This is a genomic window from Marinobacter sp. B-12 (assembly GCF_056857915.1).
This window is the reverse complement of record NZ_JBSXOB010000028.1, coordinates 1-11,734: the sequence shown is the minus strand read 5'-3', so window position 1 is coordinate 11,734 and position 11,734 is coordinate 1. Positions and strand designations below refer to the sequence as shown.

Annotated in this window: 14 protein-coding genes; 11 read left to right on the top strand and 3 right to left on the bottom strand. The window is 57.0% G+C overall.

Annotated elements, in window-relative coordinates; genetic code table 11:
- Window positions 1-6 precede the first annotated feature (6 nt).
- Window positions 7-642, bottom strand: a complete 636-nt coding sequence (locus AC13D2_RS02760) for a hypothetical protein (RefSeq protein ID WP_036202020.1) — start codon at window positions 640-642, stop codon at window positions 7-9.
- Between the two features lie 149 nt (window positions 643-791).
- Window positions 792-2,279 (bottom strand): amidase, encoded by a 1,488-nt coding sequence (locus AC13D2_RS02755; protein WP_482938192.1) that lies wholly within the window; start codon window positions 2,277-2,279, stop codon window positions 792-794.
- A gap of 52 nt (window positions 2,280-2,331) precedes the next feature.
- Here AC13D2_RS02755 and AC13D2_RS02750 point away from each other — a divergent pair, with 52 nt between their 5' ends.
- Window positions 2,332-3,450 carry a hypothetical protein gene (locus tag AC13D2_RS02750; protein ID WP_420390112.1) on the top strand — a complete coding sequence of 373 codons (1,119 nt, stop codon included), beginning with the start codon at window positions 2,332-2,334 and terminating at the stop codon, window positions 3,448-3,450.
- A 14-nt stretch (window positions 3,451-3,464) separates the two neighbouring features.
- Window positions 3,465-4,229: a sulfite exporter TauE/SafE family protein gene (locus AC13D2_RS02745; protein ID WP_482938191.1), complete on the top strand. Its 765-nt coding sequence runs from the start codon at window positions 3,465-3,467 to the stop codon at window positions 4,227-4,229.
- Here the strand turns inward: AC13D2_RS02745 and AC13D2_RS02740 are convergent, their stop codons facing one another.
- On the bottom strand, window positions 4,230-6,584 hold the full coding sequence (locus AC13D2_RS02740) for a diguanylate cyclase (RefSeq protein ID WP_482938218.1): 2,355 nt from the start codon (window positions 6,582-6,584) through the stop codon (window positions 4,230-4,232). It abuts the gene before it with no gap.
- Between the two features lie 216 nt (window positions 6,585-6,800).
- On the opposite strand from AC13D2_RS02740, the gene AC13D2_RS02735 reads away from it, so the two are divergent.
- The 9 genes from AC13D2_RS02735 to AC13D2_RS02695 form a co-directional block, all read left to right on the top strand.
- A complete protein-coding gene (locus AC13D2_RS02735) occupies window positions 6,801-7,595 on the top strand; it encodes a MotA/TolQ/ExbB proton channel family protein (protein WP_292047155.1) in 795 nt (264 codons plus the stop codon).
- A complete protein-coding gene (locus AC13D2_RS02730) occupies window positions 7,582-7,983 on the top strand; it encodes an ExbD/TolR family protein (protein WP_292047153.1) in 402 nt (133 codons plus the stop codon). Before AC13D2_RS02735 ends, AC13D2_RS02730 begins: the two co-directional genes overlap by 14 nt.
- Window positions 7,980-8,390 (top strand): ExbD/TolR family protein, encoded by a 411-nt coding sequence (locus AC13D2_RS02725; RefSeq protein ID WP_292047151.1) that lies wholly within the window; start codon window positions 7,980-7,982, stop codon window positions 8,388-8,390. Before AC13D2_RS02730 ends, AC13D2_RS02725 begins: the two co-directional genes overlap by 4 nt.
- Window positions 8,390-9,175, top strand: coding sequence for an energy transducer TonB (locus AC13D2_RS02720; RefSeq protein ID WP_482938190.1), 786 nt, complete (start codon window positions 8,390-8,392; stop codon window positions 9,173-9,175). Before AC13D2_RS02725 ends, AC13D2_RS02720 begins: the two co-directional genes overlap by 1 nt.
- Before the next feature lie 197 nt (window positions 9,176-9,372).
- The gene (locus tag AC13D2_RS02715) at window positions 9,373-9,891 is read left to right on the top strand and encodes an Hcp family type VI secretion system effector (RefSeq protein ID WP_250086986.1); all 519 of its coding nucleotides are present in this window, start codon (window positions 9,373-9,375) and stop codon (window positions 9,889-9,891) included.
- A gap of 88 nt (window positions 9,892-9,979) precedes the next feature.
- Window positions 9,980-10,327, top strand: coding sequence for a hypothetical protein (locus AC13D2_RS02710; RefSeq protein WP_482938189.1), 348 nt, complete (start codon window positions 9,980-9,982; stop codon window positions 10,325-10,327).
- A gap of 15 nt (window positions 10,328-10,342) precedes the next feature.
- Window positions 10,343-10,789 (top strand): hypothetical protein, encoded by a 447-nt coding sequence (locus tag AC13D2_RS02705; RefSeq protein WP_292047144.1) that lies wholly within the window; start codon window positions 10,343-10,345, stop codon window positions 10,787-10,789.
- A 45-nt stretch (window positions 10,790-10,834) separates the two neighbouring features.
- Window positions 10,835-11,272 carry a hypothetical protein gene (locus AC13D2_RS02700; protein WP_292047143.1) on the top strand — a complete coding sequence of 146 codons (438 nt, stop codon included), beginning with the start codon at window positions 10,835-10,837 and terminating at the stop codon, window positions 11,270-11,272.
- A 389-nt stretch (window positions 11,273-11,661) separates the two neighbouring features.
- The coding region (locus AC13D2_RS02695) for a transposase (RefSeq protein WP_482938217.1) at window positions 11,662-11,734 on the top strand (73 nt) is incomplete at its 3' end.

Genomic DNA, 11,734 nt, shown 5'->3' with positions numbered 1-11,734 from the left:
GATTAATCAGTGCAGGGCGCGGAGTTGGCGGGGGTACAGAGCGGCGCTGACCTCCGGTTCATCCAGCAGGTCCGCCAGTTCCATATCCACCTCGGTTTCCTCGCCTTCATCAGGCAGCGGCTCAAACAGGGTGTTCAGCCAGGAGGTTACTGACGGTGCTTCGTCACGACCGTATTCCGTGGACAGGGCCTTGATCCGTCGGAAGCCGATAATGCGCTGGTGTTTGGGATCACGGATCTGCTCAAAGCCACGCCAGTAGATGCGGTCGCGGGTGTGCAACTGCACAAACAGTGTGTCGATGGGCTCTGCCGGATCCTCACCGCGCGCAGGCTGCTCTTCGTCGCTATCTGCCACTGACTGGGTGTCCTCTGACCCTGCTTCGGCTTTCGCCGGTTTCTTACTGCGGATGGTGGTCCACGCAGGGTACAGCACGGCAACCGCATCGGCTTCCACATGCTCTCGGGCCGCGCGTAGGATCAGTCCCCAGCGGGCCTTGTCGGCATCGGTTTCAAGAGAGTTAATGGGCAAGTCGTAGCTTTGTTCGCTGGACAGTACGATCGCCATCATCGGGGCATCAAGCTCCCCCATGGCCTCGGCCTGTGCTACAGACACCAGTTCGTCGATTGCCATCGGTTGGTTCATAATACGCTCGCCTCCTCGATGCCATCAGGGTCGTTCAGGAAGAATGGGCTCCTCCTGACTCACAGCATAGCCTGTTCCTGCCATAAAGATAAACGTGGATACGTTGATCCTGGATCACAATGCGTTATTTATTGTTTCAGTGCGTGGCGTCAGATCATTGCTTCCAGCAGTTCGTAGCGTCCAAACCAGGGGTTGGCCTCTTCCAGTTGTGCCGCCAGCTGAAGTAGCGTGCCTTCGTCTCCGTGCGGAGCGCCAAACTGCACCCCCACCGGCAATCCGGCTGCTGTCCAGGCGAGCGGGACAGACATCGCAGGGGTACCGGTAAGGTTTGCAAGTTGGGTAAAGGGCGTGCGGGCGAGGCTTTCCATGGCCATCTGGTCCACTTGCCCGCTGCGGTGTACCAACTTTCCGGCTTTCAGCAGCAACATCAGCCGGGCAGCCACCTGCAGATGGGATGGGGTATCCAACTCGCCTATCTTCGCCGGTAACTGGCCAGCTGTCGGACACAGGTACATGTCGTAACCTTCAAAGAAGGCCCCCAGGGCGCGAGCAAAATCGTTCCACTGCTGGCGACGGCGCACGTAGTCCGGTAATGGCATGGTCCGCCCCAACATTCCGATCAGACGGGTATCCAGCTCGAAGTCGTCATCGCGGGCACCAAACTCGGCTTTCGCGCGGTCCATCAGGGTGGACACTTCCCCGAAATACAGCCCCAGATAACAGCGGGCGAGGGCCATTCCGTCGAATTCCGGGCGCGCATACTCCACCCGGTGGCCGAGATTTTCCAGAGTGCGTGCGGTCTCCTCAACCGCATCCACACACTCCTTTGCCACGTCGGTGTCGTAGGGCGACGAAGTAAAAACACCAATCTTGAGAGGGCGTGGCGCCCGCTGTATCAGCTCGGCATAGGGTGCGGCCGGTGGTGCGATGGCAAAGGGATCTCCCACCGCAGGGCCAGCCAGTACGTCCAGCATGGTGGCGCTGTCCCGAACCGTGCGGGTGACCACGTGATCGGTCGAGGCGCCCGTCCATGCCTCACCCACCGAGGGGCCGGAGGAGATCCGACCGCGTGACGGTTTCAGCCCGAACAGCCCGTTGTAAGCCGCCGGAATACGAATCGAGCCGCCACCGTCATTGGCGCCCGCCATGGGTACGATACCCGCCGCCACCGCAGCACCGGAGCCACCACTGGAACCACCCGGTGTCCGCTCCGTATCCCATGGATTACGGCAGGCACCCCAGAGTTTCGATTCGGTGACCGCCTTCAGCCCGAACTCCGGCGTTGCAGTGCGGCCCAGGAATATCAGGCCCGCAGCCCGTGCGCGGCGCACAAACTCCGAATCCCGGGACGCGATGTTTTTCTTCAATCCCCGGCTGCCGTAGGTACAGGGCTGGCCCTGCTGTTCCTGGGCCAGATCTTTAAGCAGCATGGGAACGCCCGAGAAGGTACTATCCGGTGTAGACGTCTGGCTCAGTGCGTCGGAGAACTGGGGGTGGCAGATGGCGTTGAGCTTACCGTTCACCGTGGCCGCACGTTTGATGGCCGCCTCACAGATTTCACTGGCCGCGACTTCTCCGCGGCGAATCAGGTCGGCAAGCGCTACCGCGTCGTACCGGAGGTATTCGGATTGCTTCATGATCGATTCCGTTTGTTATTCTGTTTTCGGGAGATTGGGGAAACCGGTGTTTATGAACATGAGCTTTAAGTCTTACCTACTTGCTGTCGTTATAATAGTCACATCTATTATCGCGTCCACTTCGCAAGCGAGTAAAAAGCCCCCGGAACCTGCCGAGAACTGGACCAGCGTTGTTCGCAGCTCACCCTACTGGTCAAGCCAGGGGGTTTACCAGAACATCACAACCATTCGCCGCTGGGTATTGAAGGAGTCCGGTTACTGCAGTGACCCCGATCGGCATATTCTGTTCGATATGCGTGGCCAATTCCTTGGCTACATCGACGATGGTTCGGACCGCGAGGCCACCCAGGTTCGTCTGAATGATACCAGAGCCTCTCTGGCAGCCTCTGGGCGCGCTGACGACTGGACCCCGGGGGGGCCTGACAAGACCGGGTATCCCTTCGCGCTGTCCTGTCGACAGCCGCACGTCAATCTGGAGGAAGCCGTGGCACGCTACCTTGGCACCCTGCCGTCGGAACTGATATGGGGTGCCTGGGACGATCTGTCATTCGCCTCTCAGGAAACGCCACGGCCCCTCCACGAGGCACTGATGTATGTTTATGGTCTGCGCGAAGAGCAGCAGCGGCTCAACCTGCCAGCGACCCTGCCAAAATATCTCGGCGGCCAGGTATTGATTGAAAGCAGCGGCCAGCAACGGGCGCACTCCGCCGCCAACGCCAAAGGCATACTTCAACTCTCACCCTCTGCGCTTAACGACTGTCGAATCAAACCCGCCAATCACTGGCACCGGTTGGCACAGATTGACTGCGCGCTCAAACTGATGGATCAGAATGCTCGCAACCTCAGGCCGCCCTTCGAGGCGCGCTTTGGTCACCTCCCCGACGATAAGCGGGGTCAGCTTTTTACGCTGCTTCTGGTTCAGGCCTACCACGGCGGTGCCAGCCGTGTTCAGTCCCTGCTAGAGGATGAAACGCTGTCGAAGCCAGCGGCTTACTTTGCTCAGGAGCATGAGCGATTCAGCGCGGGAGACATCGCTTTCGGCATGGTATTCCACAATTTGGGAAGGGATCGCTTCGGGCTCGCTTCGCTGTATTATGTGGCGGATGTTCAACTCGCCACCGAGGCGCTGTGCAAAACCGAACGCCTCGCTGATACCCGCTTCTGTCCATAAACCTGGAGCCCGCCTTGGAACTGACGCTCATCCCGGAAGGCCTGAACACCGCAACGGCCGTTTTCCTGCTGCTGAGTTCTGTCATTACCTCGATGATTACCGCCAGCCTTGGCGCCGGGGGCGGTGTTCTGCTGCTGGTACTGATGGCGTTCTGGATACCACCGGCGGCGATCATACCGGTTCACGGTATGATCCAATTGGGTTCCAATGCCGGGCGGGCCACACTGACCTGGCGGCATACCGACTGGAAAGCCATTGCTGCCTTCGCACCGGGGGTACTGGTCGGAGCAGGACTTGGCGCCTGGTTGCTGATCGACCTGCCGCCCTATCTGTGGCAACTGACCATTGGCGTTTTCGTGCTTTACCTATGCTGGGGCCCGGCCCTGCCACGAAGTGCCTTCGGCAGTGTCGGGGTTTTTCTTGCCTCTGCGTTGACCAGTTTCATTTCCCTGTTTGTGGGCGCAACCGGTCCCCTGGTGGCATCCTTTATCAAGCAGATGCACACCGAGCGTTTCACCACCGTCGCGACATTCGCCATGGCGATGACGCTCCAGCACGCACCCAAGGCGTTGGTTTTTGGCCTCGCCGGTTTCGTTTTCCGCGATTGGCTGATGTTCATACTGGCCATGATCGGCTTTGGTTTTGCCGGCACCTGGCTGGGGCTTCACGTGCTCAAATCCTTGAGCAACCGGTATTTCAGCCGCGTGTTCAACGTTCTTTTGAGCCTGCTCGCACTGCGTCTGCTGTGGCAGGCAGGCGGCTCAGCGGGATGGTGGTGATCAATCCGGCTCCTGCCGTAGCGGCAGGGACATCGTAACCACACAGTTACGCCCCCGGGCCTTGGCGGCGTATGTACCTTCGTCGGCACGTGCAACGACTTCCCGGGGGCCCAAATCCGCGTCACAGATCTCGGTCAGGCCGATGCTGGCAGTCACACCAAACGTCCTGCCATCCTGTTCTATGCGCAGGGCTTCAATACCGGCACGGATTTTCTCGGCAAGTTCGACCGCGCGCTGCTGACCACAGGCGGGCAGGATGATGCCGAATTCATCGCCACCGAGGCGTGCCACCGTATCCGACTGGCGAACGGACTGCGTGAGCAGGTCCGATAGTCGCCCCAGCAGATCATCTCCCAGCAAGTGCCCGCCTTCGTCATTGACGGGCTTGAAGTAATCCAGGTCGATCAGCATCAAAACGCTGGCCGCCGTTTTCTTGTTGGTATCCATCAGACATTTGACCAGGGACGAATTGAACGCCCGGCGATTGAGCAAGCCTGTCAGGCTGTCGTGGGTCGCTTCCCAGGACAGCCGCTCTTCTTCGCGACGGCGGGCGCTGTCATCCCGGATCACGAACACCATACGGTGATTATGACTTTTCCGGCGAAGATGAAGCATTGCCAGGTCTATATCGAAGAGTTGGCCTGTCCTGTTTCGCAGGGTGGCATACAGGCTATCGACATCAGCACTGCGCAGGAAATCGTCCGCTTCCCAGCGACGATTCTCGTCTTCAATCGATACCAGTGTGAAAAAGTTCCGCTGCTCACCACTGTCGGCCAATCCCAGGAACCCATAGGCGGCTTCGTTGGAGTATCGGATAATGCCATCGGCATCCACCATCAGTACGCCTTCCTGCAGTACGCCCAGAATGCTGTCTGCGCGTTTCTGTTCCTCGGCCAGCTCCGCCTCGATCTCCAGTTCATGGGTGATGTCCCTGACCACAGTGATGGTACCCAGGGAACGCTCTTCCGTCTCAATCACCGACGTCATGACATCCGCCCATACCAGATCAATACCCTTGCGACTTTTCAGGCGAAAACGACCCCGAAACACCATCTTGCTACGCAGCGCCTCCCGCCACGCTTCAACCGTGCCAGCCCGGTCTTCTTCATAAACACCTTCGATCAGGGGGGTGTGCTGGAGGTCATTGGAGCTGACCCCGATGATCCGCTCAAACGCCGGGTTCACAAACTCAATCCTCCCCAGAACATCAGTCTGGATAATGCCGATCGGCGCACTCTGGGTGAGCGAGCGGAAAAAGGCCTCACGCTCGGCCAGGGAGGACAGCACTTCGTCACGCTCTTCCATCACGGTGTTGAAGGTTTCCGCAACCTGTCGAATTTCCGTGCCTCCCAGAACGTCCACCGGCTCGGTCCGTATCCCCAGATGGCGCTCACTGATCTGGACCCCCAGATTTCGCATGGGCGCCATCAACCGACGAAACACCACCAGCGCCAAGGGCGTCACGATCAGAATCACGATCAGCAGAGTCTGTGCAAAACTGTCCGTCAACCGGCTGAGCGGCGCATAGGCCTCTTTCACCGGCCACACCGCGGCCACAAACCAGGGCACCTGTGACATTTGCCGCACCGAAGTGATGGTTTCGGTGCCTTCCTGGTCAAGCGTCTGCACAGTGCCTTCGAAACCCGCCATGGCCTTCTTGTAGGCCTCGTTTTCAAGCCTGAGCGGCACCATGGTTTCACCGGTACGGCCGTGGCCCAGGGTTACACCCGAACGTGTGGCAATGCTGACATAACCGGTTTTGCCGATACGCACACCGCTGGTGTCTTCCATGAAGTTGTCGCCGTCGAGAAAAACCGCTCCTCCCAGCACGCCAATAAACCGTTGACGGTGATCGAAAATCGGCGCCGTCATCATAACGGCGGGCCGCTCGCGATAGTTCGACACATAAGGGTCACTGATTATGGAGGTGAGCTGGCTTGAGGTCTGCCGGAAATACTCACGGCCGCTGATATCCAGCCCCGTCTGCCGGAAGCTTTGCGGATACTCGGCAATGACCTTGCCACCGGCATCGAACACGTAGATCCCATCGAACATATGTTGCAGCGCAATCTCGCGACGGATGAGAAGGCGGGAGCGGGAGCGCAGCACCACCTCCTCCATGGTCAACCCTTCCGCGACATGAGTCAGGGTATCCCGGCGCTGGGCCAGGCGTGCATCAAGATCGCTGGCAACCAGTTCTGCGATGGTTTCTACCTGTTCCCTCGTCTGCCCCGCCAGCTCCGAGCGTCCCACCAGAGAACTGACCACAGCCACTGCCAGAGCCGCCAGCACGATGGCCAGGATGACAAAGGCAACCGCACGGTTGACCAGGCTTGCGAGCCAGCGTCTTATCATCACAGCGGCGTGACTCCGGCTTCACGAACACAGGATAGGTCCGGGCTGATGCCCCTTCGTGATAAATATCTGTTTTTCACTGGATAAGGTGTCGATTACTGGAGGATTTAATATTGGTAAGTCTAACAGAGACTCGGCTCTGAACAGGTTACATAACTTGCAATTTCAATGATAATCGTTATTATTTAGACCTATTTCTTAACTGAGGTTTCCCCAATGTCCGAGTCCCTGCTCGCCGACGCCACCGGAATCAGCGCCGGCCCGGTCAGTCAGCTGCTGGAAATGGGCGGCCCCGTCATGATTGTGTTGCTGGCCATTGCCCTGGCAGGTGTCGTCACCTTCCTTTACCTCATGTTATTCGGCACTTTTTTTGCGCCGAGGTTCACCTCCAAACTTAAAAAAGCCATTACAGAATGGCAACAAAAGCCTGACGGCAAAGTGGCGGAGCACCTTCAACGATCCGCTGGCCGATACGCCCAACTGAATCCGCTGTACCACCTGATCGTCAACACTATGAACGCCCGCAATGCCGGCACCGATCCCCAGCAGATTCGGGAGTCCGTCGCCAGGGACGCCCATGAGGCCCTCGAACCGTTCGAGGCGCCGCTTAAGATCATCGAAGTGATTGCCGCGCTGGCACCGCTGTTGGGTCTGTTAGGCACCGTTCTGGGCATGATGGAGGCGTTTGGGGCTATGGCTGCCACCGAAGGGCGCGCCAATGCCTCCCAGCTGAGCGGCGGCATCTACGAAGCACTCACCACAACCGCGGCCGGCCTGGTTATCGCCATTCCGTTTGCCGCGCTGGCCGCCTGGATTGAATTCCGCCTGCGGCGTATCCAGAAAACCATTAATAGCGCACTGGTTACCATCCTTTCGGTCCCCGTCGCCACAGAAAGCGAACCGCAAAAGGAAACCCAGGACGAGACGGCACCGGCTGCCACCAGGACTGGGCGCGCAGTGGAGTATTCCGGGGAAGAGCATCAGGGTCGCCTGGCCAATGCAACTGGTTGAACCACGCCCGGCACGCCCGATCCCGATCCGCATCACCCCACTGATTGACGTGGTCTTCATTCTGCTGGTGTTCTTCATGCTCACCAGCCGTTTGCTGCCGGTCAGTTTCATGGAGCTTAGCAACAGCACCGGCGACACCAGTTCAGTAACCGGAGAGCCAATCCCCGAAGTGGTCATTCAACGTGACGGCCAAGCTCGCTGGCAGGGAGAAACCTATGCGGTGGATGGGCTGGTCAAGCAACTCCGGGCCGGCGGCGTCAGCGAAATCAACCTCGCCACAGAGTCTGCCACCCAACTGACCCACTTTACCCAGGCCTACAGCCAACTCACTGACAGTGGTGTTACCACCCACTGGAAGCGCACACCTGGCGCTGCGGAGCAGCCATGACGGATCTGGTACCACCGCCCGTCACCTCGGGAAAGTCCTTGATGGAGCGTCTCGAGGACGCTCTCCTGCCACTCATCAATCTGGTGTTCCTGCTACTGATGTTCTTTATCGTGGCAGGCCAATTGTCAGACACCCCGTTGCCGGAGCTACCGGGCACCGGGCAACAAGCCAGTAATGAACAACCCTATGCCGATCTGACCGTCACTGCAAAAGGCGAGTGGCAAGTCGACGGACGCACCGTAACGGCGGATGGCCTGCCCAAAGCATTGCCAGCACCGGATGAAGAATCCCCGTTGAAAATTGCCGCTGAACGCGAGATTGCCATGTCCGATCTGGAATCGCTGCTTCGCGTGCTGGAGGAGAGCGGCTACCAGGAAGTCATCCTGCTGACGGAGCCCGCCAGTTGATGGGTGCCAGCAAAACCGTCCGTTGTCTTTTTCTGCTCGTTTCCGTTGTTATCACTGCAATTGTGGTGGTAGTCGCCACGCCCGAGCGAATCCCCGAACTGAAACCGCTCGGAGATGCCGCCGTAAATTCTACCCCGTCGATCAGGATTTCCCTGGCCGGCAACTCCGAGCCCGAAACGCCAGAACCCCATCCGCCTGTTGAACAGGAAACGCCCCCCGAACCCACTCCGAAACCAGAGCCAGAGCCAGAGCCAGAGCCAGAGCCAGAGCCAGAGCCAGAGCCAGAGCCAGAGCCAGAGCCAGAGCCAGAAATTGTGCCGGAGCCTGAGCCCGAACCACAACCGGAACCTGAACCGACGCCGCAACCCGAAGTGACTGAACCGGAGCCACAGGTCGATGCGCCCGAAAGCGACACGCGTACGGAGGAGGTGTCCGAAAACACCGCTGAAGAAGAAAGCCTCAACCGGCAGGTTGAACTCACTGCCGGAGAGTCCTCCGATGTCGACCGCTATCTCACGGAACTGAGCCGGCATCTGGGGCGCTACTACGAATACCCTCGCCGTGCCCGTCGTCTTGGCCAGGAAGGCGCACCGGTTGTGGTCTTCGAGTTCAGCCGGGATGGCACCCTGGTGCACCACTCTTTGCGCGCCTCCTCAAGCCACGCCTTACTCGATGATGCTGCGTTGGACATGCTCAAGGAGGCCGAACCACTGCCGGAAGTCCCCGACTCCATGAAAGGGCAGACCTTCACCTATGCCCTGCCCGTGCGCTTCAGACTACGCTGAGCAATTTTTTGCCCGCCCAGCAAGATCTCGCCCCAAAGCCAGCAACCGATTGCCTACCCAGCCTCAGACCATCAACCTAGAAACCGTTACTTACTGTTATTAAAGACATTTATGTTTCTGGCACGGCCTTTGTTATGTGTTAAGTGTCCAGGGAGATCCCGAGGACACTTACTCATTCACATGTCATGGAGCAGACTATGCCAACTCCTTGTTATATCAGCATCGAAGGCCAGACTCAGGGCAACATTACCGCCGGCGCATTCACCTCCGACTCCGTAGGCAACATCTACGTTGAAGGTCACGAAGACGAAGTGCTGGTTCAGGAATTCAGCCACGTTGTGACCGTTCCTACGGATCCGCAGTCCGGTCAGCCCTCCGGTCAGCGCGTTCACAAGCCGTTCAAGTTCACCTCTGCGCTGAACAAAGCAACCCCGCTTATGTACAACGCCCTGGCGTCTGGCGAAATGCTGCCGAAGGTTGAGCTGAAGTGGTACCGCACCTCTGTTGAAGGCAAGCAGGAACACTTCTTCTCCACCATCCTGGAAGATGCCACCATCATCGACATCAACTGCAACATGCCGCACTGCCAGGACGCCGCCAGCGCTGACTTCACCCAGTTGGTAACCGCGTCTCTGTCCTACCGCAAAGTGACCTGGGAACACGCTGTTGCCGGTACTTCCGGTGCGGACGACTGGCGTTCGCCGATCGAAGGCTAAGGTAATTTACTGAGCTTTTCAGCAAAGCGTCGCTTCAGACAGCATAAGCAGTCATGAGCGGCGCTTTGCTCCTTCAAGGACGAAGAAAATGAGCAACTCTCTCACTCAGAGCGACGTGGACATTATTCAAGCGATCATCGGTTCCTTTTATGGACGAAGCAATGCCCGAAAATTTACAAGCTCTGCTATCACTGATGATACGATCATTCTGATCGTACAGCTGCTTTCAGAAACGGCAGATTGCAGCACTTGGATCGATGCAGTTCCCAACCCACAGGACCTAGTAATGCCAGCGAATAAACTCAGAAAATGGGTCATGCGGGTCATTCGCAAATCTGGAGAACCTTTTCTGGCGGGTAATGTAAGAGTTAATTTAATGTGTAAACGATTCCGTGCTGCTCAATTGAAACCTGTAATCTTTGACTCGCTTAATTGAAAAGGAAGGCCTGCAATGAAGACATTTGTCATGCTGATCTGTTTGATGACCGGCTTCATCTCTGGCTGCGCCTCGCTTAATAACCAAACTGTCGAGTTTCGAGCCACCTCAAGTACAAGCTTTGGGATCAGTAGTGACCAATTTAATACTGTAGAGCTTCAACCGTCTGAGATTTTACTCTGGAAGGGGGCTGACCTGATTGGCTCCATAACGACCGTTAAGACCAATCCGCAGTCCGAAACGGCCATCAATGAGGTAAAACAAGGATTTGTGGAGGCGCAAAAAGGTCCCGGCGCGCCACGAGAGTTAACGTTGCCCGAAGGCGCCTATGGTTTCGCCTCGTCTTTTCGAGGTTTTACCACAGCATTTATTGCAGTAGTTGGCGACAGCGAGTTCTGGATCACGATCAGTGTAAAAGATGATGTTTTTGATCAAGTTTTGTCATCAATTACTGTTAGGTGAATATCCTGGAAGACTGTCCACGACAATCACGGGCTTGAAAGCACAATGAAACTCATCGCCCCCATCGTTCTGACAATTATCCTCACCGGTTGCACATCAGCACAGCCAATATTGTTTTCACCCAGTAGGGATTATGCGGTATCTATTCAGTCGGAGTTGTTCGATGCCGTTCGTATCGACAAAAACGACGTAACACTGTTTCGTGATGGAAAAGCCATCGGATACCTACGGGTCGAACCAATACCAGCCGACGTGGCCTCATCGCCCGATATTCTGAAAACCCTGAGATCCGCTTCAGAATCTGAGACTGTAAAAACCCAAGCACTGAACGTCTCCTCGGGATTTACAGGGTTCTCGGCAAAGGTTCGTGAATACCTGACAGGCTACCTAATGAATGATGATAGCCCAGACACCATCCTCATTATCAGTTTCCCCGAGGGTGAGTTTGACGAAATTAGTCGCACAGTTTCGTCCGGCATATGAAACACATACAGATTCGTAAAGCCCACTGCGGTGGGCAAACGAATACTCAAATTAGCAACGTACCCGCCACCTTATTGAAAATACCGATGTTCTTGAAGCGGGCCTTCTCCACCTCGTTGCCCGACTCCCTGGTTAGTGTCAGCAGGCGCCTCTGCTCAGCTTTCCAATGATGCTATACCTTGTCGTACATACGCACGGCGGTGAACTTATCCAGGGTGACCACCATGCCTTTACCCAAGTAGCCACGACGTGTATAGCAATCCAGCACGTTGAAACCGTGAATGTGCTGGAGGCGCTGCAGCAGTGCTTACTCAATGTTGTCTGGCAAGCCCCCGATACAGTAGACGCCTGATAGCGTTACACTAAACGCAAATCTACAGGTGTTGGTAATGAGCGGAAAGCGATACTCCGAAGAATTCAAAATCGAGGCGGTCAAGCAAGTCACGGAGCGTGGCTACAAAG